Origin of the sequence: Nocardia sp. NPDC005978, from assembly GCF_040614455.1 — a bacterium.
Classification (GTDB): domain Bacteria; phylum Actinomycetota; class Actinomycetes; order Mycobacteriales; family Mycobacteriaceae; genus Nocardia.
In genome coordinates, this window is record NZ_JBEXUS010000013.1 from 96037 (window position 1) to 117711 (window position 21675).

Genomic DNA, 21675 nt, shown 5'->3' on the forward strand with positions numbered 1-21675 from the left:
TTGATTTGGCTAATCGTCGGTATTGTTTGCCGCGCGCGGTTCTTTATGCGCTGTTCGGCATCGGATGCCCGATGCTGTCGCCTTCTTCTGGTGAAGGAAAACCGACCCGAGCTTCACCAACCGGCTGTGGGCCATCATTCCGGTCACCGCCTCGAAGAACACGAGAAGGAGGATCGATGTCAGCAACGCTGTCCGCGGGGCTGGTCGAATTGGGTTCGGCGGCACTGGTTCTGGCTGAGGAAGTCACCAGCATCGTCGCGAACGTCGTCTTCATCCTGAGCGTGTTCGGTCTGCTGTGATCCGCCGCGGCCACGCGTGCCACCCGCGCCATGAAGGAGCTGGAATGACCACCCGCGCAAGTATTTTCGTCTCGGCGATGGCGGTAGCGGCGGCGCTGCCCCTGATCACCGGTACGGCGTCGGCCGATCCCGATATCGCGCCCACCTGCCAGGTGCCGGCCGAGTCGACGGAACAGATGCTGGTGATGTGGGGCAATGTGCCCGCCGTTCCGGCAGGTATCCGCGGCGACAACCTCACCCTGGTCCGCTTCACCGGCCCGGGAACTTTCCGCTATTCGGTGGTCGGCGTCAGCGGCTGGCAGGATGGCACGTTCACCCGGGAGAGCTCCGCCCCCGGCGTCGCGGTCTTCCACGGCACCGAACACACCACGCCGGACCCGATCGAGTTCACCATCACCCTGACCTGCCGCACCGAGACCACCGGAAACTACAGCTACACGACGCCGTCGATGCCGGAACCGTTGTCGTCGGACGCACCCGCCGTCTATCGGTTCGCCCCGCTCGCGAAATAGTCGATACCGCGTGCGGTGAGGTGACTCCGCGTCGGCGGACGCGGAGCCACCCCGGACATGTCAGTCCGCGAATCGGGCGACAGCGTCGAAGATGCTCTCCGCCATGGCAGGGCTGCCGGTGTGCCCGGAGTCCTCGATGATCCGCAGCTCGGCCTCGGGCCAGGCGCGCGCGAGTTCCCAGGCCGTGCGCACCGGTGCCGACAGGTCGAGACGACCGTGGATCAGAACCCCGGGTATCCCCGCGAGCCGATGCGCCTCACGCAGCAGCTGACCGTCGTCGAGCCAGCCCGCGTGCGCGAAGTAGTGACTGCAGATCCGCACGAACGCCAATTGCTCCCTGTCCGCGGGCGCGCTGTATTGCCCCGGCGCACCCAAGGTTTCATGCGCGATCACCGCATCCTCCCAGGCACACCACTCCCGCGCGGCCTGCTCGCGCACCGCCGGTGCCGGGTGTTCCATCAGTTGCCGGTAGCCCTCGACCAGGTCTCCATCCCGATACTCGGTGGACCCGCCGAGCCGGAACCGCTCCCATTCGACAGGCCGAAGCATCCGCATCCCGCGATAGAGCCAGTCGATCTCCCGCTGCCGGGCAGTGAACACCCCGATCAACACGATCCCGATCACCCGGTCCGGATGCCGCTGCGCATACGCGAGAATCAGCGTGGACCCCCAGGAACCCCCGTAAAGCACCCATTTCTCGACTCCGAGGTGCTCCCGCAACACCTCCATGTCGGCCAGCAGATGCTCGGTCGTGTTGTGCGCCATGTCAACAGCGGGATCCGATGCGTGCGGCAGGCTCTCCCCACACCCGCGCTGATCGAACAGCACGATCCGAAACACCTCCGGATCGAAGGTCTTCCGAGCCCCACGCCGCCCGCCCGCACCCGGCCCACCGTGCACCACCAGCACCGCCCGCCCACCCGGGTTTCCGCTCGTCTCCCAGTAGATCCGGTTGCCGTCACCGACCGCGAGCAGCCCGGACGCGTAGGGCTCGATCGACGGAAACGGTTGACGGGCACTGGATGCGGGCACGGTCGCCACGGTACCGGTGCGACATCCTGCTACCGCTGTGGTGGCAGTTCGCGTACAAGCACATGTAGCGTCGGCGCATCCGCCCAGTTGGGGCGCAGAGTGCCGACGCGCTGCCATCCCCAGTTAGCAGCAAGTGCCAGCATCCTCTCGACGACCGCGCCGAGATTTCTCCACCGCCGGTCAGTGCCGCCGCACCGGACTCCCGATGGAAGATCGCGTTGCCCCTCTGGTCCGAAGAAGCGCTGTATGTGGAATCCCGGATGGGCGGAGTGTGCGAACTCTGCAGGTTTGATTCCTGCAATGAGCGAGCGTTCGCGCTTCGCGAGCCGCCGAACAAGTAGTCGGTTCGGTCCGGGATATCTATCCTCGCTCTGTGGGTGAGATTGCGGTGCGAGCGGTGACGGCGGTCGAGGCGGCGACGCGGTTGGATGACATCGGCGAGCTGTACTTGCGGGTGTTCTCGGAGCCGCCGAACATCCCCGATACACCAGCCAATCACCGCGCCACCATGATTCGCCTCCTGACCGATGCCAGCGTCGCCATCGTGCTCGCTGACGACTCGGACGATGGGTTGGTCGGGCTCGCCTACGGGCACGGGCTGACATCGAGTCGTTGGTGGCAGGGATTGCGAGAGCCGGTGCCACCGGAGTTCACCGAGGAATGGGAGGGCCGGACCTTCGCGGTGATCGACGTCGGCGTAGCCCCGGACCATCGTCGCCACGGTATCGGCCGCAGTCTGATGGATGCGCTGCTGGCGGGACTGCCTTACGAGCGTGTCACGTTGGGAATGATTCCCGCTCTCGGCGAGACCGCGGGGGCGTTCTATACCGCGACAGGGTGGACTCTGGTCGGTCGCCAGGACAGTCCGCCGGATGCGGGCTGGACCAGTCCCGAGTTCGATGTCTATGTACGGGAACTCGGGACAATCCGGTAGTCGCTCACTGCGGTATCGAGTGCTCGCACCGGTGCCAAATCGGCCCAGCGGTCCATCGCCGATCGCAAATCGGTCGCCGAGGCCACCAGCTGCGGGTATCGGTTGGCCGCGGTCAGCATCCCGCAGTTCCGGCAACAGCTGGCGCGGCATCGAGGTCTCCTACGCTGATGTAGGCCATCATCAGATCGATGTTGCTGTATTCCGCTTGCTAGCGATTGATGTAGATCAGGACGTCGAACTTCGGCGCGTTCTCCCATTGAGGCCGAAGGGATCCGACCCGTTGCCATCCCCATTTGAGGTACGCCGCGTAGGCGCGGTCGTTGTCCGGCTCGACGAGCAAGGTCGCGCGCTGTTCCGGTCGGCTATTGATCAGTTCGTCGTGTAAGGCGCGTGCGAGTCCTTGACCGGTGTGTTCGGCGCACACCATGATCTCGCTGAGTGCGAAAGTCCGCGACCCGTCTTCAAGGGTGAATTCACGGATGTCGCCTTCGTCCAACGTGAGTTGTTCCCACCATCGCGCGTTCGCCGGCAGAGGCCAGCCCCAAGTTTGGCCGGCAGGTTCGCCATCGACGCGCGCTAGGACCAGTTCGAATCCGCTGCTGCGGCGGGGATCGGTGTAGGCATCGAACCGGTTCATGAATTCTGTTGGTGAGTCGAATGGATCGCCTGAAGCGATAGCTTCGGTGTACGAGCGACAGTAGATGTCTTCGACAACGGCGCGGAGTTCGCGAGCTCGGATGGCCGAGTAGTGTTCGAAGCTGGGGGTGGTCACGATGCAATGGCCTTCTCTGTGAGGGCATCGAACAGGTGGCGGAACTCGTCTGCGGATGCTGACTGTCCCACCGATTGGCGAACGGGCTCGAGGACTCTCAGGGTTCGCACTGATGAGATTGTGGCGAGCTTTTTCAGCACCGGAAGGCCTTCTCCGACAGCACCATTGATGTCGCGCAGTTGTATTCGCGACGCGGCTGACCATGCACTGAGGTGCAGGGAGTTGCGGACACTGGATTGTTCGTCTGCCGCTGCGGCGTAGAGCGCGACCGATCGAGTTGTTTCGCCCAGATCGCCATAGCCGCGGGCTTCGTGTCCCGCAATCTCGGAGTGTGTGACGAACCGCAACCATTGCGGGCACTGCTCGAGGGGTTCGTAGTGCGCCGCGCTGTCCATCTCGCGCCAGGCGGTTGCGAGGGCACGACCGAAGGCGACGCGGTCACCGACCATCCCTTGGGCTTGGGCCTCGCGGACCGCGACGAGTGCATGAATCCGGCCGGGTGGGCGGCCGCGCATGAGATCGCGTGCACGGCGAATGAGTTTCAACGCGTGATAAGGGCTTCCGATGCCGGCGCGGCTGAGGGCGATGGATTGATTTGCGGAGTACAGGCAGGTGTGTGCGAGGAGGTCGTTGTCGTTGGATTCGGTTCCGAGTGCCAGCGCATCGGAATACAAGCGGCGGGCGAGAGGGTGGCGATCGGCATCATAGGCGAGCCAGCCGGCCATTACTGCGAGATGTCCTGTCGCGCTGGCGAATGCGTCACCGATCGCCTCGTCATAGCTGCAGGTGTCGAGCTTGTGTTTGGCGAGCGCGAGTTGCTCGACAGCGAAATCGACAAGGCCCGCGCCGCCGGACCGCTGATCCTCGACCTCCAACGCGTCCACACCTGTAAGCAGACGCCGGACATCGCCTGCGTCGAGGCGGTTCTGCTCGCCTGCGAGCATGGCAACAAGCCCCATCGTCGCCAGGGTTCCGAATTCACGTCGTTTCACGTCGTCGTCCACTTCCCATGCGTACAGGCCGAGCTCACCTGCCCTTGGCCGGTGTGGTGTGGCATCGATCGGATCCTCGTTACTACCAGGGACAGGATGCCCGGCGGTTGTTGATTGCGCAGCGTCGAGTGCTGCACAAAACCTTTGCAGCTGTGCGGCACTGAGGTTGGCCAGGACAGTATCGAGGGCCTCCGCCGAACGGCCGACGACCGGACGGTCCAGACTGGCTCGCTGCTCCCACTTCTGAATGGTCGAAGTCTGAAACCCGATGACTTCGTGCAACTCCTCTTGGGACAGGCGCAGGGCGGCCTTGCGCAGCGCCTTTACCTCTGTCGCTGTCCACTTCTCGACAATCATGGTTGCCCCTGCTCCACCCTCGCAGCGGTCCGTAACAGAAGCGTACGACCAGCGTCGTAGTTCCATGGGTGGGATCAGGGAGCTGAGCCGAGCAGGCTGAATCCAGCCCCGGTGCCGGGTTCAGTCGCAGCGCCGACGAAGTTCGTAACTACGGGACGATGCCGACCGCCCCCAGGTGCCGGGTGCACTCCACGTTCATTCAGGGATCGGGAGGCACCCGACATGGAAATCATCCTCGTCGCGTTAGTACTTGCCATCGCACCGGCGGCATTCAGACACATGGCCCCGGCTAACTGCCACCAGAACGGACCCAGCGTTGCTGAGATCCAGGCGCGCTTGGTGATCGAAACCGCTCGAACCTATGTCCCAGTCGGTAGGGGGTGGCGATGATGCTCGGTGAGCCCACCGCGCTCGACTATCTGCGGGCCGACGTCTCTGGAACTCGCGAGGAATGGGACACGGCCCAAACGCGTTCTGTGGCCTGTCGTCTCGGCTACGTCGTCGCGAGAACTGTTGTGTTCGACCAGTACACGGACGCACCGGTCGACCGCCTGATCAATGTCGTGCGCAATCTGGGAGCCGAAGCGGTGATCGTGCCGAGCTTGTCTCATTTCGGCGGCATAGTTCCTGCGGCGTTGGTTCAGGCCGTGGACCTGATCACCGTCGAGCCGTATGCGACGTACGCGCGGGGGAGTGCCGGCCAGCCGCCGGACGAAATGGGAGCACGGTGAGCGGGCGCTGGAAAAGGACCAATGCGACGTCCAATCGACTTGCTGCTGGTTATCGCCCTGCACCCGACGCGGAGGCGATCGGCGGCGCTGCCTCTATCCTCGTTTTGTCGTCGTCGGCCTGGGCGCTGAGATACGTATCGGCTCGAGCGCTCGCATGCGCACCCCGTCCGACGTTTGGATCGCGTCGTTCGGGCAATGCCCGAACCGTCCGATGTCGGCCCGCGGTTGCGGCTTTTTCTGGGTGTGATTATGGCGAACACGAATCAGGTTCATCACGAGGTGTCCGGGAACGCGCTGTTCCAATTCGCGGTACGAGTAGGGCTGGTGGCGTACGGCGTTGTCCATCTGCTCGTGGGCTGGCTCTGTGTGCAGGTCGCGCTCGGCGACGCCGGCGGCCGAGCGGACAAGACCGGCGCGCTGCAGCACCTCGCGGAGAACGCGGGCGGCAAATCGGTGTTGTGGCTCATCGCCATCGGGCTCGGGTTCACCGCGCTCTGGCAGCTGCTCGAGGCCGGCACCGGCCAGCGCAACACCAGCAGGCAGAAGGTATCGCGCGCGACCAACGTCGGGGAGGCGATCCTGTTCGCCTACCTCGCCTTCAGCGCGGTCAAGCTCGCGAACGGTAAGCCGGCCTCCTCGACCGACCAGGCGCAGCAAGGCCTCGTCGGCAGCATGCTCGACAAAGAGTGGGGCAAACCGGTGGTGATCGTCATCGGGCTCGCCATCATCGCCGTTGGCGCGTTCGTCGCCCACCACGGCTGGACGAAGCGATTCCGCGAGGAGCAGGACTTCAGCACCGTCAGCCGGTCGACCGAACGACTCGTGATCCGGCTCGGGCAGATCGGCTACGCGGCGGTGGGTGCGGTGTACGCCGGCGCGGGTGCACTCGTGATCGCGGCCGCCGTGCAGAGCCAGCCGCACAAGGCGACCGGGCTGGACGTGGCCCTCAAAACCTTGGCCGCCCAGTCCTACGGCACCCCGCTGCTGCTGATCGTCGCGGTCGGCCTGGCGGCGTTCGGCGTCTTCGCGCTTCTCGACGCCCGTTTTCACAAGGTCGACTAGCTGGCCCGAATTTATCGATACGCGGCCATCGGGCCACTGTTGCGCTCCGGGTGCATCGAGAAAGCTTGTCCCCATGAGCAACAACGTGGCCACCGAGCCGAATGACCTGGGTAAGTTCTTCATCGAGCGCGCGAACGCCGGTGACGTCGACGGATTGGTGGCGCTGTACGAGCCGGACGCGGTGCTGGCGTTCCCGCCCGGCAGTGTCGCCACCGGGCACGCGGAAATCCGCAAGGTGTACGAGCAGTTCGTCGCCGCCGCACCGGTTCTCGTCCCCGGCCGCCAGCATCCGCAACTGGTCAGCGGGGATGTCGCGCTGACCGCCTGCACCCTGGACAGTGGCGAGGTGACCGTCGAGGTCGCGCGCCGCCAGCCCGACGGGTCGTGGCTGTGGGCCGTGGACCAGCCGACCGTCGCGTCGTAGTTCGACCGTGGTGGGGCCGGTGCGAACCGGCCCCCGCCGCTGGAGCATGTAGCGACCTCGCCCTCGGGCGCGCGAGGATTCGGCGATCTACACCCCGGCGTCGCGATGCGCGCCGACGCCGTGCGAGTAGGTTGACATGATGCAAGTTCCGCGACATCGGCCGGCACCCGGTTCGGCCCGATAAGGCGCACTGCCCATTACAGCCTCCGCCCGGCGGGGGAGCGAGCCGGAAGTCGGGGTGGATCTCATGGTGGACGCGACGGCGCTGGGGCCCGAGCGGCGGGTGCGGCTGTCGGGTCCCGAGCGTGAGCAGCAGTTGCTCGACGTTGCCGAAGGGCTGTTCACCGAGCGGGGCTACGAAGGGGTGACCCTGGACGAGATCGCCCGCACCGCAGGGGTTTCGCGTCCGATCGTCTATCAGCATCACGGGTCCAAGGACGGCATCTTCATCGCCTGCGTCCGTCGCGCGCGTGAGCAGTTCGAGCGCAGTGTCATCGACAGCCTCGATCCGGCCGACGCCGATATGGATTCGGCGATACGGGCTGGTGGCGCACCGTATTTCGAGCTCATCGCCGCCAATCCCCGGCGGTGGGCGCTGCTGTTCACGAGCTCCGCCAGCCTGACGGGCGAGGTGGCCGACCAGCTCACCGAACTGCGTGCCGCCACGATCGCCCGCATCGCCGAACTGGCCCGCCCGTTCCTGCCCGAGCTGCCCGACCACGAGCTGACCGCCTTCGCCTACGCGATCTCCGGCATCGGGGAGCAGCTCGGCCGGTGGTGGTTGCAGAACCGCGCGGTTCCCCAGGCACAGGTGCTGGATCTGTACTGCACGCTCGTGGTGGGGGCCGCCCGTGCGCTGACGGGCTCTTCGTCCTGAGTCGAAAGCGCTGTGGGGGAAAAGCACTCGCGTCTCTCAGCGCACATTGAATCCCGCCCCCGTGGTGATCTCGGTACCCACCCGGACGGGTCCGCCCTCGACCACCGCGATGTCGGGCATCACCGAACGGATATCGCGATCGATGTCGATACCGGGCATGAGATGGGTCAGGACCACTCCGTGCTCGCCGAGCCGGAAAGCGCCGACCTGGGTGACGTAGTAGACGGTCTTGCCGCGCCGATACGCGGACGGGCCGTCGAAGGTGATCTCTCGAACCCGCGACACCAGTTTGGCGCTGCCGCCATCGCTGAGCCGCAGCTGCCCGTCGCCGGTGACGCGGGCTTGCGCGCCGCGCCGCCACGAACCCACGAACACCACGGTCGGTGCGGCGTCGGCGATGTCGATGAAGCCGCCGGGCCCGATCGAATGCTCCACGCCGGGTCCGGTGCGCGACACGTTGACGTTGCCTGCGACATCGAATTCGAGCATGCCCAGACATGCCGCGGACAGCTCGGTCGCGAAATGCCGGAACATCCAGGCGGAACTGTGTAACTCTTGCGGGCCGATCGCCACCCCGAAGAGCCCGCCGGGAACGGGAGTGCCACCGAGAACCCCTGTCTCCAAGCAGAACTGGAATCGCCCGTCCTCGGCGTCGGTGTGCATCACCGAGGCCACTTCCTCCGGCAGACCGGTTCCGATATTGACCCAGTCGCCACCGGCGGTGTTCTCGCCGATCAGCTCGGCGGCGAGCCGGGCCACCGCACGGTCCGCGTCACCGCGCACGGGCGCGGCCCCCATGAGTCGATCCAGTACGGCGGTCCGCTGCAGGATCCGGTCACGGTCGCCGTCGGCGCCGGGCAGAAAGTCGCTGCGCTGCCGGGTTTGCGGCAGCGACGCAACCTGTTCGGCGTGGCGGGACACTACGATCGCGTCGACCTGATCGACCGTCAGCGCCGGTGCTCCCGCGATCTGCTCGTCATCGAGAATCCCCGCCACCATGACCAGCACCTGCCCTCCGCCCGCCCGGGCGGCCCGGGCGATGTCATCCATCTCGGTCAGGCAATTCGCACCGTCGAAATAGATGTTGCCGTGGGCATCGGCCCAGGGCGCGAAGAACACCGCCGTATCGATCTGCGGCAACCGGTAATCGATCATCTCTCCGTTCGGGCTGGACATACTGGGCCCGGAGTCCGCGCACAACACCGTCCCCGCCCCGACGCGGGTGTCGACGAAAGTCCCCACCCCGATCGGTGACGACAGGGTCCGGACCCCGTCGGCCTGGCCCTCGATCAACCGCGACAGCACCCCCTGCGGGAATACATGCATCTCCAGGTCACCGGCCGCCGCACGGTCGCGCAGGCCCGGCATCGTCTGGGTGTGCCCGGTGATCACCTGAGCCAGCAGCCCCGGCGCGGTGAGATCGTCGAGCGTGCCCGGCAGCTTGCCCCGGCCCCCGCCGCCCCCGCAGTGAATCCAGGTCAGCCCCGCCGGATGCCCGGTCTCCGCGAATTGGTCCCGGATGGCGAAGTACAGGGTCGAGGCCCGCCCGTGCGCCCCGAGCCCCGCACCCGCCACGACCGCGCCGTCCTCGATCATCGCCGCGGCCCGCCGCGCCGAAACGAACACGGGCGCCATGCCTTCGGGCCGGTGGTCGCGGTCGTAGCGCTTCCAGGTCGGCAACCAACGCACCAGCTGAACGCCGCAATCGACCCAGTCCACGATCGAAGACATCCGCACGCTGTTCTCCCTCATCAGAGCAAAGGACCGGCGCGCCAAGCGATCTCGAGGCGTCACGACCGGCGTCCTCTGGTTACGAAGTGTAACTTACGTTTCGTAACTTTGGGGTTGCCGCATTGGGCCGCACGTGCGACCACATTTACGGTGCCACCCCAACCGCGGATTGTTCGAGCGCGGCCCGGAACAGGCCCTGCCGTTTCGTCGGCCTCTGAAAAATGTTGCCCCACATGCACACCGGGGATATACCTCGACCGGGCCGACTCAATCCCCGGCGTGTCCGACCGCGGAACGCGATCGGCTCACCTTCTCGGGATCACATCTTGGTGTGTGCCGGAGTTGCGTGGAACCGGGCGTGCGGCGGCGCTCGTATGTTGGGATCCATGGCTCCCATACGCGTCTACCTGACCGATACCGCAACCCAGTTCGCGACGTCGCCGGACGGGTCACCGCTGGTGAAAGGTCACGTCGAGGCGGAGTCGATCGCGTTCGAGCCCGGGGGCTGGGTTCGGTGCCTGGTCACCTCGCCCGAGGGCGCCGAGTGGTTGACGCTGCCTCCGCACGCGGTCGCGGGGATCGCGGGGCGGGCCGACGGGATGTGATTCGGCTGGGGCCCTTCGCTTCCCACCGGAATCACCTCGTTTCTGTCCCGAGCCGAGGACGTGCGGCCGATGAGTTTGCGGCCGTCGGCCCGTCATAGCTCGTGACACCCAGGGAAAGGACACGCTCATGTCGGAGCTTCTGGTCGATTTCATCACCTCCCTCGACGGCTACGCCTCGGGAGAAGGCTGGCCCGGATTCTGGGGGCTCGAGGGCCCGGAGTACCTCGCGTGGCTCGGCGAGCAGCCCGAGGCCACCTACCTGATGGGCGCGAACACCTACCGCCTGATGTCGGGCTTCGCCGCCGGCGATGTTCCGGACGGGCAGGCCGAGTTCCGGCCCGAGGAAGAGGCGTCCGTCGACGGACTGACGAAGGCGTCCAAGGTCGTGTTCTCCTCCTCGCTCGAAGCCCCGCTGACGTGGGCCAATTCGACACTCGTGCGCGACGACGCCGTCGAAGCGGTCCGGGCGATGAAGTCGAACGGCTCGAGCCTCCTGACCACGATCGGCAGCCTGAGCCTCACCCGGTCCCTGCTGCGGGCCGGACTCGTCGACCGCTTCCGGGTCGTGATGTTCCCGGTGATCACCGGCGCCACGGGCGCGGAACGCATCTACGACGGCTACCCGGACGTGGCCCTGGACATGACCGAGCACCGCACCTTCGACGGCAGCATCCAACTGGTCGAATACAAGCCCCGGGTACTCGAACACCCGCCGCTCGGCGCCCCCGCGTGAACTTGGCCGGGGGCTGTGGAAGGCGGGCCGACCTCGGCGGTGTTCGCAACGAGGTCCCTGCGGCGGTGCCGCGCGCGATACTTCGCTCGACGGTGTCCCCGATACAGCACGAACCATAGAAGCCATGCCGGCGAGAGCCGCGAGGCCAGGCTCGCTTACCGATACCGGACCGGATTGCGGGTAGTCCTGTTGCGGGACAGCCGGTGTGAGGGAGATTCAGCCATGGTCGAGACCTTCGGGCGCTATCGGCTGCAACGTCTTCTGGGAAGCGGCGGCATGGGGCAGGTCTGGCTGGCGCACGACGTCGAAACCGATCGTGTTGTCGCACTGAAGGTCTTGCCCGCGGAACTCGCGGCGGACGACAACTACCGCGCGCGCTTCGCTCGCGAGGCTCGGATCGCGGCGCGACTGCGCGGCCCGCACCTGGTCACGATCCATACGTTCGGTGAGATCGACAGCCGATTGTTCATCGACATGGAATATATCGAGGGCACCGATGTGGCGGCGCTGCTGCGTGACGACGGGCCGATGAGTCCGGCCATGGCCGTGGATATCATCACCCAGACCGCCGCAGCGCTCGATGCCGTACACCGCGCCGGGTTGATCCATCGTGATGTCAAACCGGCCAATATCGTGGTTCATCCCAGCGGGTTCGTCTATCTGATCGATTTCGGCACAGCCCATCACGTCGGGCATCCGACGATAACCGCGACCGGGCAGGTTGTCGGCACGCTGGCGTACCTGGCTCCGGAACGGCTCAGCGGCACCGTGGATTCCCGGTCCGACATCTACTCACTGGCCTGTGTCCTGTACGAGTGTCTCACTGGACTGCGGCCTTTCGGTGATACGGATCCCGCCCGACAAGTACACGATCACCTCGGCAGGACCCCGCCGAGAGCGGGCGAGGTGAACGCTCGAGTTCCCTCGGCACTGGACGAAATCATCGCTCGCGGCATGGCAAAAGAACCCGACCGGCGTTACGCCGGTGCGAGCGCCTTCGCTCGTGCCGCCGCGTCGGCGCTCACCGGGGCCGAGCAAGAACCCGCTCCGGCCGTGACGACGGCGGCGACAGACGTCGCGCGCCCAGCGGTGCCGGTAGGACGGCGGAGCGGGAGTACGCGCGGAAGAGTATGTAGCCAGCGAATCACGTTGATAGCCCTAGCATTATCTCTCATCGCGATGATCGCCGGAGTAGTGCTGATGATCGATCCGCTCGAAGCGGAATCCCGGAACGACTCGGTCGCTTCTGAATCGGCACCGCCTGCGTCGGAGCCCTTCACCATTTCGCCGACGCAACCGGCACCCCCTTCGCCGACTGCTTCCGAGGTCACCACACCGTTCCCGCGCGCCGGGCAGGCTTGCGAACCGGTCGTCGCCGAGCTGAACACGGAAACTGATGGAGCAGTACCGAAATGCGCTGATTCCCAGGGTTCCGACCCGCAGGGGGAGCGAACCGGCGGAAGACCGGAAGGCGGCGCGCCGGTCGATCCGAATGAGCCGAACAGCCAGGGACAGCCCGAGAAGCCCAAAAAGGCAGACAACCCGAACAAACCCCAGAAGCCCAAGAAGCCCAACAAGTAAGCCCACCGGCCTACGAACCGGCAGCAGACCCGACAGGCTCCGGCGAAATCACGCACCGATTCGTTGCTACAGCGCGTATCGAGCGTGAAAGCTCAAATCTACTATCGGACAGCGCATTCGAACTGCTCCGGCATGATTGGGACCGCTCCGTTCTCCCTAGCCGGGTAGGGCGGGGTGTTCGTGGACGGGCAGTAGCCGTGGTCGAATCGTGTGCGTTGTGGTGCGGAGCCCGCCGACCTCGCTCATAGCAACCAGGATTTTGAGCGAGACCACGGAGTTTGGTTTCCGCGAGCGCCGGCGCAGCGGTCGAGATTCGGTCGACTTCGATGGAACACGCGGGCACCAAACGCCTTTGTCTGCAACGTCTTTTGGTGGCCCGCGGCGCGGGGGATCATTCGATGTACGGGCCAACGGGATCGAGTGGGCGTCGAGACCGCCAGTGCCGGCCGTGTGTCCGCGCTACTCGATATCGCCCAACGCTGCCATGGTGGTCCTGTAGGCCTCTGTGGTCACCGGTGCCGCGTCCGGTACCGGGCGCGGCACCGTAATCGAACGCGGCGTCGCGGGGCGCGGCCGCCTACGTCACGTAGGGGAGTGCCGCCGCTACCGACAGGGCGAGCATGCCGAGGCAGTTGATCCAGAACTCGTATCCCAGGAATCGGGCTCGGTAGTGGGCGTAGGCGGCGGACAGGAAGTATGCGATCACGCCGACCGCGGTGGCGAATCCGACGCCGGGATACTTCAGTCCGACGAGCAGGCCGGCTGTGGCCGCCAGTTTGATGGCGATCAGGGTCCACCACCAGTCGCGGGGAAACCCGACGCCGTCCAGGCATTGGCGAATGAACTGCGGCGGGCGTATGGACAGGAGCGCGTCGCCGAAGAGCGAGAGCGCGAGTAGTGCTGGTAGCCACCATGGTTCGGGTGCGTGGATCATTGGGTTCCGTTCGGGTGGGTGATGACGAAGTCGATGGTCTGTCGTAGTTGGTCGGCCGCGTCGGGCATCGCGATGGCGCCGCTGGACGCGGTCATCAGCAAGCCGAGGTAAGTGAGGTAGATGGTTATCGCGCCGCGACCGACCTCGGCGGCTGGTAGCGCTGATCGGGCGAGCACGGTCTCGAGTTCGGTCAGCAGAGCCAGTGCGAGGTCCCGGAAGATCGCCGACTCGTGGTTTCCGCGGACGATGATCGCGGTGTACTCGCGGGAAAGCTCGGGGTCGAGAGCGAAGTATCCGACGAATGGCGCGAAGAGTTCGAGTACGTCCTGGGTCGTCGCGGTCGCCGTGGTGGGCGCGGGTTCGGTGTGCCTGCTGTTGTGTACCGCGGTGATCCAGGCGTCGAAGATGGACACGAGCAGCGTGTCTTTTCCACCGACCGCCATGACGGTGCCGGTGCTCACGTTCGCTTCGGCGGCGATCTGCCGAATCGTGGTCGCTGTGAAGCCTTGGGTTCGGAAGAGCTGTTCGGCTGCCGCCAAGACCTTCTGTCGGGTTGCTGCTTGTTGCTGCGACCGCGACTGAACATGTTCACTGAACATGTTCAGTAAGCTACCTCATGGTCGGTCCGGGTCGCAAGCACGGGCCGGTCAGGGGCCGGTTGGGCCTGAGCCGTACCCGGACGTCGCGAGGTCGGTCAGGCGGGTCAGTGACTCGCGGTTGCGTGGTCCGAGCAGCAAGGCCTGCAACGGCGCAGGTATCAGATGTGCGGGTCCGCGGCTGACGCGTTCGACCATGCGGACGCGGGTGGAAGCGAGGCCTTCGCGATGCAATTCCAAGCGGATTCGGGCGCGGCCGAACGGCCAGAATCGAGCTTCGAGTTCGAGCAGGCGCGGTGGTTCGACCGACAGTACGGTGGTGGCGTCCTGAACCATCAGCGGCCACGCGCCGATGCTGTGCTCGATCCGGGTGCCGACGCGGGGCCAGTCGGGGTCGACGTCCCGCATGTGTGTCGAGCCTACGACCCAGTGGCCGTATGACCATCCGTCGGCGAGCACCGCGAAGATCCGCTCCGCGGACGCGGGTATCAGCACCGTGACTTCAGCCATCGCACTCACCATTTTCCGATATCCCCTTGTCGACCGGCTACCTCACAGTGCACACGGCAAACACATGCCGCAGCCTTGCACGACGCCCTTGGAATGCGAGGTTCGGTACGCGGCAGCACTGGCCGCCTGCGGGACCACTTTTCCCGAGTGCGGTGATAAATCGGACCGTCTCGAGCCTGGCGCAGGCGGTCGGTCGGCTACGCGTCCGATTCTTCGTTGGCGGACGGGCAGGTCGCTACCTGGAGCAGCATGCCGAGCGCAACTTCGATCGTCCGGTCGAGAACGTCTTCGGGGTCACCGTCGAACTGCTCGTGACGTGCCGACTGCCCGTCGGCGCTGTCCACGGCCAGCCACACCGACCCGGCGGGCTCCCCGTCCTGGTCGTCCGGCCCGCCCACGCCGGTCACCGCTACCGCGATATCCGCGGCCAGCAGGGCGCGTACCCCGGATGCCATTGTGCGCGCGGCCGTTTCGGACACGACCGGCACATTCGGTACCCCGAGTATCTGCTGTTTGGCATAGACGCTGTACGCGACAACCGCACCACGCATCCATTGCGCGGAATTCGGCGCGGCGCCGAGCGCGGCAGCCAGGCTCCCGCAGGTCAGCGACTCCGCGATGGCCACCGTGAGGTTGCGGTGCTGCGCGGCGGCGGCCAGTCGCTTCGCTTGCTCCTCGATCGTGGACATGGAGTCAATCTACCGAGCCCTCCGCAGGCGTTCGGATACCGACGGCCTTTGGATCGGTACCCGTGAGAGGTCGATACCGATGCAATGCGCACCCCGCTCGCCGACCTCGCCATAACAATGTTGCCGGAGCATCGGGTGTGGATCAGGGCATCGGAGTACAGGGGCCGTCGCTGATCGACGGAACAGTGAACTCCGCCAGTGCTTCCGCCAAGGTCGGGTAGATGTCGAGCGCTCGGTCCAGGCCCGTGACCTCGATGGGCCGCCTGGCCTGCGAGGAAGGGACGATTCGTAGTGGGATGTCGGCGTCCGAAGCCTGGATGAGGACACTCAGGCCGGCCGAGCCGAAGAATGTGACCCGGGACAGGTCGAGCACAACCGTCGACGTGTCGGTAGCCGAAGCCGTGAATACCGCATCGGACAGGATGTGCGCGGAAGTCATATCAACCTCGCCCGATGCCGACAGGACAATGACTGCACCGATTGTTTCGAACGTGGTGACGAGTTCACGCGATGGATTGGATATTGAGGACCTCCTGCGGTTGATGCAGCCTACCCCCGTCTCCGATCATCGTTGCCCCGCAGCCTTAGGCACGCGTGTCAATTCTGCGGAGGCAGGCGAACAACCTGGCCGAAAAGGTCGTCGATCTGCTTGATGGCGGCGAACTGGTCCAGGTCAACAGGTTTGGTGACCGCAGTGTCTAGAAGGCCTGATCCCTATCGAGGTCCCCGGCGCGCGCGAGCACACCCTTGGCTTGTTCGATGACGATGCGCGTATTGAGGGCAACTTGAAGCAGTTCTGTCAGAACCTCCCCGGTGGATCGGGTGCTCCTGCAATATGCTGACGGTCGCGGTATTGGTGAGCGCACGGGCGAGGCGAAGGTGTTGTTCGGGCATCGCACCCGGCGTGCTCCCGCATCAACGGTGGTTCGCGATCCGCCGCAGTTGTGTCGACGCGGTCGAGGGCTATGGTTGATCGATATCGGTGGGCTTCAAGCGGCGAGCGACCAGGTCATCGGCGACTTCGTCGATCAAGCGGCCGGTGACGAAACAGTAGCCGCGCAGCCGGGCGAGCGCTTCCTCCGGCGAGACGCGGAATTCCGCGATGAGCATTCCGGTCGCCTGGTGTACCTGATGGCGACTGGTCGGCACGTCGATCCATCGAGGCGGGTCCGAGCCATTCATCTGCATTTCCAGCAGAGCCAGGGTAACGATGTCCACGGCCTGAAGGGCGATCGCGAGATCGGCGGTGGAAAGCCAACCGGGTTGCTTGCGATAGAGATCCATCGCGCCGAGACCACGCGCGCCGCCGAGCAAGGGGAAGGCGAATATCGCTCCTACAGGTTGTCGCGTCATCTCGGCCGCGAAGATCGGCCACGCGGTCGGGGTGGCGGTGCGCAGGTTGGACACCAGTACCGGGCGGTGTGTGGTGAATGCCTCGAAACAGGGCCCCTCGCCGAGCGTGAACTGCATCGCTTCGATTCGCGTGACCACTTCGTCACTGGCATAAAGGGTCTCGCGGCGCTCGGTGTCGACGATCAACGATATCGACACGCCGTCGACGGGCAGCAACTCCACGCACTTGTCCCCCAGACGGGCCACCGCGTCCATGCCGTCGAGGCTGCGGGCCAGCTCGGCGAGCAGCGCCTCACGAGCGCCGCCTATCGGCTCGTTGCCGGTCACCGATCACTACCGTTTGCGGCGGCAATGGCCTGGGGCACGCGCTCTTCGCGCTGTAGATGCGCCCCATGGCATCGTGAGTGCCACGTGCTCCGACCGGCCGAATGACAAACGCGGAGGCCCGAAGTCGATGGTTGACGCATCGACTCGAGGTTTCTCCCAGTAGCTGCCGTACTGCGCACCGTGCTGCCATACCCCCTCCTCGCGAACTCAATCCATGAGGTGTTCGTGGCAGTGGTTGCTACCCTGAGGGCGGCGTGACTGTCCTCGACCCCCGGCTGTCGACCGCGAGTACGCCACTACTCCAGGCGCGATGACGTTTCGACAGCTTCACTACGTCATTCCTGTTTTGCTCGTGCGGTCCCCACCTCTGGTTTCGCCGCGAAACTTACTGCGCGAGCGCACCTTGTCGTGGTGGCATGCCGGCCCAGCGGGGTGATTCGTTGTCCTCGCATGCGAGCCGACGCCATGTCAATCCCAAATGCATTGCAGCACAATGTTTTGACTGTCGATGGTGGGTAGTCCCGGGGTGGGTGCAGCGTCGCGCCTTCCCGATCCCCGTATCGAAGGAACAGGCTTCACATGAGCACACCCAACACCGCTCTGCTCGCCCAGCTACGCGCCATCCGCGATCTGACCAACACCGAAATCCGGATCGCAGAGACCCGAATCGGACAGGCGCGCACCGAAGCTGTGCGCCGAGAATTGGGCCAGAACGCCGCCAACGCTCGTGCCCGCGCCCAGGCCGTAGAGGCCACCGTTCGCGATCTGGGTGGCGTTCCAGGATGGATCGGGCCCCTGTTCGGGCGGGCCGGGGCCGCGGTCAAGGCACTGGGCGAGCAGGCCCAGCCATTCGACGAAGCTCTGCTCGGCGACCTCGCCCTCGAACATCAACTGCTCGACCGCGCCCGCTACATCAAGGCTCTGGCGACCACCGATCGAAATCCGCATGCTGCCGCGCTGGCGGAGCGGCTGATCACCGCGCACACGGCCACGGTCGAGTGGTTGACCACGGTTCTGGCCGAAGAGGCGCTCGGTGGGCCCGCCGCCTTACGGCGTACTCCGCTGCAAGCGGTGAGCGGCGCGGCGATGCGGCTGGTCAACATTCCGGTTTCCTGGTCCGCGCGTGGTATCGATCGTGCCGCGGACACCGTGCGCTCGGTTCCCCCGACGGTGAACGCCCTGCTCGCTCGAGGTGCGCGTGCCGGTGACGTGGCCGCGAAAACCCTTGCGGCCTCCCGGGATGCGGCGCTCGCGTCCGCAGAGCAGGTAACCCGCCGCGAAGGCGCCGACTCGACCGCCTCGGCACTGCATTCGGGTCGCGCCGCGGCCGGCATACTCGAGCCGGATGAGCTGCCCATCAAGGGATATCAGGACTTGAACGTCAACCAGGCGGTTGCGGCGATCAAGGAACTCGACGAATCCGAGAATGTGCGGGTGATCTTGGCCTACGAGGAAGCACACAAGAACCGCCCCGGTGTCGTGTCGGCCGCGCAGGCCCGGGCTGCGGCGATCATCAAGGAAGTCATCGGCCTGAGCTGACCCGATGACCGTTGCGCAGAGGCGGTAGATCGATCGGTCCCCGGGGTCCCGGATCACGTTCGCCGACAACCTGTTACGGGCCGCCGGGATGAGGGATCGAAAAGCGGCCCGAATACTCGGATGCTTTGCCGTGTGTGTGCCTCGATAGCGAAAAAGATCGGATAGCAATGACTTACAACGAACAACCCGCCACCCATCCGGGTCGGCGGACTCGCGCACGGGTGCAGATCGCGGCCTTGATAGTTGGTTCGGTATTTCTATTGGTCGGAGTGCTGGGCTTCATCCCAGGCGTCACAACCGATTTCGATACGTTGAGCGGCGCTGGTCATCACACCGAAGCGAAACTTCTCGGTCTGTTCCAAGTCTCGGTGCTGCACAATCTCGTGCACCTGCTCTTCGGTGTAGCGGGAATCATCGCTGCACGGACTGTAGCGGCCGCACGGCTCTACCTCGTTGTCGGCGGGACGATCTATCTGGTGCTCTGGCTGTACGGGTTGGTGATCGACCAGACCGGTGACGCCAATTTCATCCCCGTGAACACAGCCGATAACTGGCTGCATTTCGGCCTCGGGGTCGGCATGGTCGCACTCGGCCTGATTCTGCCTCGCGTGACGCGGACCCCCGTGAACGAGCCCTCGGCTGCCGGACAGTCGCAGCAATTCCGCTGATCGACGCGCGAACGGCCATGCCCGGTGGAGCAACTCCCATCGGGCATGGCCGGTTTTGGTCCGAACGTCACTTGCGGGCGACGCCCGCTCGCAAACGAATCGAGCGGACCAAGGGCTAAGTGATCAGCGTGAGGCCTACCAGCCACGCCGCACTCGCGAAAATGCCTGTCACGGCCATGCCGCTGCCTTTTTCGCCCGTCTGGCGAATGTGAAGTAGCGCGAGGGGACCGATGAGCAGCGGAACACAGCAGAAGCCGAAGAATCCGGTGATCAAGGTGGTGAGGGCCAGCAGGTTGGTCTTTCGCTGGGCGGGCTTCGAGGGCGATACGGGGCGGGGGGAAGAAGTCATCGCTGTTCCATTCCGGTGTCGCACGAGCTGAACGCGGGATCCGGGTCTTCGGATCACACGTGAACGGTTTACCGGTTTGCTGCCGCCGAATCATGTTGCGAGAAAAAAGGTTCTAGACAATCCGCGCGGTGCGTAGCGTGGGACCCCACAGGTTTTCGTCGTGCGCGGAGTTCGAAAATACCCGGATCAGCCGGCCGAGGCGTCGCCTCCGGCTTCCCTCGGAGTGAGGCAGGTGAAGGCATCGGCGAGTGTGTCGTGCAGTCGCAGCATGGTGTCCATTCCGGTGACCTGCAGTGGTCGCCTCACCTGCGGTGAGGCCACCACACGCAACGGCACCGCACACTCGCTCGCGCAGGCGGACAGCACCATGAGACCGGCTGAACCCATGAACGCCACCTCCGACAGGTCCACCACGGCGGTCGGAGAACCGTCGCGCAGTACTCGGCGTATCTCGCGTTCGAGCAATGGCGCGGATAGCACATCGATCTCACCGACCGCGGTCACCACCGGGGCCGGGCCGTCGGTGCGAACCCGGACCCGCAGCAGCTGCGTGGGATCTGTCTCGTTCATCGAACCCTCTCTTGCGGTCTCGCCCGCGCGCCCACCGTGGTGAGCACCCGAACGCGGGAGTGCCCGGTCGACTCAGTCTCTCGTTCCCGGGCGGCGGGTGCGGGCGGGGCGCGGCAGGTGCGGGTTGCGGGCGCGGGGGTGCCGGGGATCAGGGGAGCGGGCACCGGCGGGGGTGGTGCGCATCGCCGGTCCCATGACGGTGTCCCACCAGGGACGCAGGGGGCTGGGATCGGGCCAGCGCACCACCTCCGGATCGTGGTCGCGGTGGTGGGCGCGGGTGTCGGGTGCCGTTGTCGTACTCACGGTTGTGTCCGATCAGGGGTGGATGGTTTCAGGTCAGGCCGCGCGGTGCCCAGTCCGGCATACCAACCGACGCAGAGCTCCGCCAGGCGCCGATGACTCGGGTGCGGGTGCGGTGGTGGCGCGTAGGTAGGGGATGACGCGGGTGGCTTCGGGTCCGCGCGGGGTGTGGTGGGCGGTGTAGATGACGTGCTGGTCGGCGGTGAGTGTCTTGTAGCCGGGGACCTCGATCACCGAATAGTCCACGAAGACCGCGGGTCCGATGTCGGGAGTCAGGAACCCGAACCCCTTTTCGGAGTTGAACCAGGCCACTCGGGCGTGCTGCCAGCGCGGCGACGCGTGGTCGGGGCAATGGGGGTCCGGGGCATGCTCAGTAGGCGAGGCAGCAGTAGTAGTCGTCGTCATCGGAGATCGTCCAGGAGAGAGCGGTCCGGTCGGGCTGAACATCGGTGTCGGTGTCCGCGATCGCGCGTGTGTGGTCGGCGGCGAGTGCGGTGGGGGTCATTTCGAGAGGTCTCCTCTCCGTGCTGGTCGAACGGGCATCGGGTGGGCGCGTCCCGTAACCGGCGGGCCGTGCCCACCCGATGCGGTAAGTGGATCGAATTGATGCTGTGTGGTTTCGCGAGAGCGGCGGGCCGGGGTGTGAAACATTTTGTGCCACAACGGTGGCCGTGCATCGACCGTTCACGATGCGCCGTCGTGACCGAAGTTCATTCCGGCCGGCGTGCCGTGCTCGCGGGTGTGCGTGTGGTGTTCGGGACAGCCATCACCTCACTCTCGCGGGTCATTGGGGATTCGGGTGTGGTGTCCCCGGGGATCGCGGTCAGGCGTTGATGGCTTGGCGATCCTCGACGACCTGGTGGTTGGGTTCGCGTTCGGGTCTGGCGATGTCGATCTTGCGGGGTTTGGCCTTCTCGGCCACCGGGATCGATAAGCGCAGTACCCCGTCGCGGTAGTGGGCGCGGATCTGCTCGGTATCGAGGGCCTCGCCCAGAACCAGTTGTCGGGAGAACACCCCGCGGGGGCGTTCGGCCGCGAGCATGGACCGGCCGGGGTCGATGTCCGGGCGTGCGGCGCGCACGGTCACCACGTTGCGTTCGACATCCAGGTCGAGGGATTCGGGATCGATGCCGGGCAGGTCGAACTCGACGAAGAATTCGTCGTTCTCGCGCCAGGCGTCCATCGGCATCGCCGCGGG

At 65.6% G+C, this 21675-nt stretch carries 29 protein-coding genes and 1 pseudogene; 12 read left to right on the plus strand and 18 right to left on the minus strand.

Annotated elements, in window-relative coordinates; all coding sequences use genetic code 11:
• Window positions 1-176: 176 nt before the first annotated feature.
• Window positions 177-299 carry a hypothetical protein gene (locus tag ABZ319_RS08830; protein ID WP_354985760.1) on the plus strand — a complete coding sequence of 41 codons (123 nt, stop codon included), beginning with the start codon at window positions 177-179 and terminating at the stop codon, window positions 297-299.
• Window positions 300-343: 44 nt separating this feature from the next.
• Window positions 344-811 (plus strand): hypothetical protein, encoded by a 468-nt coding sequence (locus tag ABZ319_RS08835; RefSeq protein ID WP_354985761.1) that lies wholly within the window; start codon window positions 344-346, stop codon window positions 809-811.
• Window positions 812-871: 60 nt separating this feature from the next.
• Here the strand turns inward: ABZ319_RS08835 and pip are convergent, their stop codons facing one another.
• Window positions 872-1843: a prolyl aminopeptidase gene (gene pip, locus ABZ319_RS08840; RefSeq protein WP_354985762.1), complete on the minus strand. Its 972-nt coding sequence runs from the start codon at window positions 1841-1843 to the stop codon at window positions 872-874.
• Window positions 1844-2216: 373 nt separating this feature from the next.
• On the opposite strand from pip, the gene ABZ319_RS08845 reads away from it, so the two are divergent.
• On the plus strand, window positions 2217-2777 hold the full coding sequence (locus ABZ319_RS08845) for a GNAT family N-acetyltransferase (RefSeq protein WP_354985763.1): 561 nt from the start codon (window positions 2217-2219) through the stop codon (window positions 2775-2777).
• Window positions 2778-2985: 208 nt separating this feature from the next.
• Here the strand turns inward: ABZ319_RS08845 and ABZ319_RS08850 are convergent, their stop codons facing one another.
• Together ABZ319_RS08850 and ABZ319_RS08855 are read right to left on the minus strand one after the other, a co-directional pair.
• Window positions 2986-3549, minus strand: a complete 564-nt coding sequence (locus tag ABZ319_RS08850; RefSeq protein WP_354985764.1) for a GNAT family N-acetyltransferase — start codon at window positions 3547-3549, stop codon at window positions 2986-2988.
• On the minus strand, window positions 3546-4898 hold the full coding sequence (locus ABZ319_RS08855; RefSeq protein ID WP_354985765.1) for a hypothetical protein: 1353 nt from the start codon (window positions 4896-4898) through the stop codon (window positions 3546-3548). The genes ABZ319_RS08850 and ABZ319_RS08855 overlap by 4 nt, the downstream gene beginning before the upstream one ends.
• Before the next feature lie 386 nt (window positions 4899-5284).
• Here ABZ319_RS08855 and ABZ319_RS08860 point away from each other — a divergent pair, with 386 nt between their 5' ends.
• The 4 genes from ABZ319_RS08860 to ABZ319_RS08875 all read left to right on the plus strand — a co-directional run bounded on the left by ABZ319_RS08860 (window position 5285) and on the right by ABZ319_RS08875 (window position 7992).
• Window positions 5285-5629, plus strand: coding sequence for a hypothetical protein (locus ABZ319_RS08860; protein WP_354985766.1), 345 nt, complete (start codon window positions 5285-5287; stop codon window positions 5627-5629).
• Window positions 5630-5878: 249 nt separating this feature from the next.
• Entirely contained in the window at window positions 5879-6691 is an 813-nt protein-coding gene (locus ABZ319_RS08865; RefSeq protein ID WP_354985767.1) for a DUF1206 domain-containing protein, read from the plus strand.
• A gap of 73 nt (window positions 6692-6764) precedes the next feature.
• Window positions 6765-7115, plus strand: a complete 351-nt coding sequence (locus tag ABZ319_RS08870) for a nuclear transport factor 2 family protein (protein WP_354985768.1) — start codon at window positions 6765-6767, stop codon at window positions 7113-7115.
• 247 nt (window positions 7116-7362) lie between these two features.
• Complete coding sequence (locus ABZ319_RS08875) at window positions 7363-7992, plus strand: TetR/AcrR family transcriptional regulator (protein WP_354985769.1); 630 nt, start codon at window positions 7363-7365, stop codon at window positions 7990-7992.
• Between the two features lie 36 nt (window positions 7993-8028).
• On the opposite strand, the gene ABZ319_RS08880 is transcribed toward ABZ319_RS08875, so the two are convergent.
• A complete protein-coding gene (locus ABZ319_RS08880) occupies window positions 8029-9723 on the minus strand; it encodes a CoA-transferase (protein WP_354985792.1) in 1695 nt (564 codons plus the stop codon).
• Window positions 9724-10109: 386 nt separating this feature from the next.
• On the opposite strand from ABZ319_RS08880, the gene ABZ319_RS08885 reads away from it, so the two are divergent.
• The 3 genes from ABZ319_RS08885 to ABZ319_RS08895 all read left to right on the plus strand — a co-directional run bounded on the left by ABZ319_RS08885 (window position 10110) and on the right by ABZ319_RS08895 (window position 12642).
• Complete coding sequence (locus ABZ319_RS08885) at window positions 10110-10328, plus strand: hypothetical protein (protein ID WP_354985770.1); 219 nt, start codon at window positions 10110-10112, stop codon at window positions 10326-10328.
• A 127-nt stretch (window positions 10329-10455) separates the two neighbouring features.
• Window positions 10456-11061: a dihydrofolate reductase family protein gene (locus tag ABZ319_RS08890; protein WP_354985771.1), complete on the plus strand. Its 606-nt coding sequence runs from the start codon at window positions 10456-10458 to the stop codon at window positions 11059-11061.
• A 222-nt stretch (window positions 11062-11283) separates the two neighbouring features.
• A complete protein-coding gene (locus ABZ319_RS08895; protein ID WP_354985772.1) occupies window positions 11284-12642 on the plus strand; it encodes a serine/threonine-protein kinase in 1359 nt (452 codons plus the stop codon).
• Window positions 12643-13219: 577 nt separating this feature from the next.
• On the opposite strand, the gene ABZ319_RS08900 is transcribed toward ABZ319_RS08895, so the two are convergent.
• The 8 genes and pseudogenes from ABZ319_RS08900 to ABZ319_RS08935 form a co-directional block, all read right to left on the minus strand.
• A complete protein-coding gene (locus tag ABZ319_RS08900; protein ID WP_354985773.1) occupies window positions 13220-13576 on the minus strand; it encodes a DoxX family protein in 357 nt (118 codons plus the stop codon).
• Window positions 13573-14175: a TetR/AcrR family transcriptional regulator gene (locus tag ABZ319_RS08905; protein ID WP_354985774.1), complete on the minus strand. Its 603-nt coding sequence runs from the start codon at window positions 14173-14175 to the stop codon at window positions 13573-13575. The genes ABZ319_RS08900 and ABZ319_RS08905 overlap by 4 nt, the downstream gene beginning before the upstream one ends.
• A gap of 48 nt (window positions 14176-14223) precedes the next feature.
• A complete protein-coding gene (locus tag ABZ319_RS08910; protein WP_354985775.1) occupies window positions 14224-14694 on the minus strand; it encodes an SRPBCC family protein in 471 nt (156 codons plus the stop codon).
• Between the two features lie 185 nt (window positions 14695-14879).
• Entirely contained in the window at window positions 14880-15371 is a 492-nt protein-coding gene (locus ABZ319_RS08915; RefSeq protein ID WP_354985776.1) for a CinA family protein, read from the minus strand.
• A gap of 142 nt (window positions 15372-15513) precedes the next feature.
• Complete coding sequence (locus tag ABZ319_RS08920) at window positions 15514-15915, minus strand: STAS domain-containing protein (protein ID WP_354985793.1); 402 nt, start codon at window positions 15913-15915, stop codon at window positions 15514-15516.
• A gap of 53 nt (window positions 15916-15968) precedes the next feature.
• Window positions 15969-16064: pseudogene (locus ABZ319_RS08925) on the minus strand (response regulator); the annotation flags it as partial.
• Window positions 16065-16069: 5 nt separating this feature from the next.
• On the minus strand, window positions 16070-16270 hold the full coding sequence (locus ABZ319_RS08930; RefSeq protein ID WP_354985777.1) for an ANTAR domain-containing protein: 201 nt from the start codon (window positions 16268-16270) through the stop codon (window positions 16070-16072).
• Between the two features lie 64 nt (window positions 16271-16334).
• Window positions 16335-17051 (minus strand): GAF and ANTAR domain-containing protein, encoded by a 717-nt coding sequence (locus ABZ319_RS08935; RefSeq protein ID WP_354985778.1) that lies wholly within the window; start codon window positions 17049-17051, stop codon window positions 16335-16337.
• Window positions 17052-17630: 579 nt separating this feature from the next.
• On the opposite strand from ABZ319_RS08935, the gene ABZ319_RS08940 reads away from it, so the two are divergent.
• A complete protein-coding gene (locus tag ABZ319_RS08940; RefSeq protein ID WP_354985779.1) occupies window positions 17631-18590 on the plus strand; it encodes a ferritin-like domain-containing protein in 960 nt (319 codons plus the stop codon).
• A 167-nt stretch (window positions 18591-18757) separates the two neighbouring features.
• On the plus strand, window positions 18758-19258 hold the full coding sequence (locus tag ABZ319_RS08945; protein ID WP_354985780.1) for a DUF4383 domain-containing protein: 501 nt from the start codon (window positions 18758-18760) through the stop codon (window positions 19256-19258).
• Between the two features lie 115 nt (window positions 19259-19373).
• On the opposite strand, the gene ABZ319_RS08950 is transcribed toward ABZ319_RS08945, so the two are convergent.
• From ABZ319_RS08950 to ABZ319_RS08975, 6 genes are all read right to left on the minus strand, one after another.
• Entirely contained in the window at window positions 19374-19607 is a 234-nt protein-coding gene (locus ABZ319_RS08950) for a DUF4190 domain-containing protein (RefSeq protein ID WP_354985781.1), read from the minus strand.
• Between the two features lie 186 nt (window positions 19608-19793).
• Window positions 19794-20177: an STAS domain-containing protein gene (locus tag ABZ319_RS08955; protein WP_354985782.1), complete on the minus strand. Its 384-nt coding sequence runs from the start codon at window positions 20175-20177 to the stop codon at window positions 19794-19796.
• 72 nt (window positions 20178-20249) lie between these two features.
• Entirely contained in the window at window positions 20250-20480 is a 231-nt protein-coding gene (locus tag ABZ319_RS08960; protein WP_354985783.1) for a hypothetical protein, read from the minus strand.
• 33 nt (window positions 20481-20513) lie between these two features.
• Window positions 20514-20789, minus strand: a complete 276-nt coding sequence (locus ABZ319_RS08965) for a cold shock domain-containing protein (protein WP_354985784.1) — start codon at window positions 20787-20789, stop codon at window positions 20514-20516.
• 58 nt (window positions 20790-20847) lie between these two features.
• Window positions 20848-20982 carry a hypothetical protein gene (locus ABZ319_RS08970; protein WP_354985785.1) on the minus strand — a complete coding sequence of 45 codons (135 nt, stop codon included), beginning with the start codon at window positions 20980-20982 and terminating at the stop codon, window positions 20848-20850.
• A 318-nt stretch (window positions 20983-21300) separates the two neighbouring features.
• The coding region (locus ABZ319_RS08975; protein ID WP_354985786.1) for an Hsp20 family protein at window positions 21301-21675 on the minus strand (375 nt) is incomplete at its 5' end.

Bases quoted from the DNA above. Each gene is read 5' to 3' on its own strand.
- ABZ319_RS08830 (WP_354985760.1), top strand. From the start codon at position 177: ATGTCAGCAACGCTGTCCGCGGGGCTGGTCGAATTGGGTTCGGCGGCA.
- ABZ319_RS08885 (WP_354985770.1), top strand. From the start codon at position 10,110: ATGGCTCCCATACGCGTCTACCTGACCGATACCGCAACCCAGTTCGCG.
- ABZ319_RS08940 (WP_354985779.1), top strand. From the start codon at position 17,631: ATGAGCACACCCAACACCGCTCTGCTCGCCCAGCTACGCGCCATCCGC.
- ABZ319_RS08955 (WP_354985782.1), bottom strand. From the start codon at position 20,177: ATGAACGAGACAGATCCCACGCAGCTGCTGCGGGTCCGGGTTCGCACC.
- ABZ319_RS08950 (WP_354985781.1), bottom strand. From the start codon at position 19,607: ATGACTTCTTCCCCCCGCCCCGTATCGCCCTCGAAGCCCGCCCAGCGA.
- ABZ319_RS08910 (WP_354985775.1), bottom strand. From the start codon at position 14,694: ATGGTGAGTGCGATGGCTGAAGTCACGGTGCTGATACCCGCGTCCGCG.
- ABZ319_RS08855 (WP_354985765.1), bottom strand. From the start codon at position 4,898: ATGATTGTCGAGAAGTGGACAGCGACAGAGGTAAAGGCGCTGCGCAAG.
- ABZ319_RS08860 (WP_354985766.1), top strand. From the start codon at position 5,285: ATGATGCTCGGTGAGCCCACCGCGCTCGACTATCTGCGGGCCGACGTC.
- ABZ319_RS08880 (WP_354985792.1), bottom strand. From the start codon at position 9,723: ATGTCTTCGATCGTGGACTGGGTCGATTGCGGCGTTCAGCTGGTGCGT.
- ABZ319_RS08890 (WP_354985771.1), top strand. From the start codon at position 10,456: ATGTCGGAGCTTCTGGTCGATTTCATCACCTCCCTCGACGGCTACGCC.
- ABZ319_RS08945 (WP_354985780.1), top strand. From the start codon at position 18,758: ATGACTTACAACGAACAACCCGCCACCCATCCGGGTCGGCGGACTCGC.
- ABZ319_RS08970 (WP_354985785.1), bottom strand. From the start codon at position 20,982: ATGACCCCCACCGCACTCGCCGCCGACCACACACGCGCGATCGCGGAC.
- ABZ319_RS08835 (WP_354985761.1), top strand. From the start codon at position 344: ATGACCACCCGCGCAAGTATTTTCGTCTCGGCGATGGCGGTAGCGGCG.
- ABZ319_RS08915 (WP_354985776.1), bottom strand. From the start codon at position 15,371: ATGTCCACGATCGAGGAGCAAGCGAAGCGACTGGCCGCCGCCGCGCAG.
- ABZ319_RS08870 (WP_354985768.1), top strand. From the start codon at position 6,765: ATGAGCAACAACGTGGCCACCGAGCCGAATGACCTGGGTAAGTTCTTC.
- ABZ319_RS08865 (WP_354985767.1), top strand. From the start codon at position 5,879: ATGGCGAACACGAATCAGGTTCATCACGAGGTGTCCGGGAACGCGCTG.
- ABZ319_RS08895 (WP_354985772.1), top strand. From the start codon at position 11,284: ATGGTCGAGACCTTCGGGCGCTATCGGCTGCAACGTCTTCTGGGAAGC.
- ABZ319_RS08905 (WP_354985774.1), bottom strand. From the start codon at position 14,175: ATGTTCAGTGAACATGTTCAGTCGCGGTCGCAGCAACAAGCAGCAACC.
- ABZ319_RS08875 (WP_354985769.1), top strand. From the start codon at position 7,363: ATGGTGGACGCGACGGCGCTGGGGCCCGAGCGGCGGGTGCGGCTGTCG.
- ABZ319_RS08900 (WP_354985773.1), bottom strand. From the start codon at position 13,576: ATGATCCACGCACCCGAACCATGGTGGCTACCAGCACTACTCGCGCTC.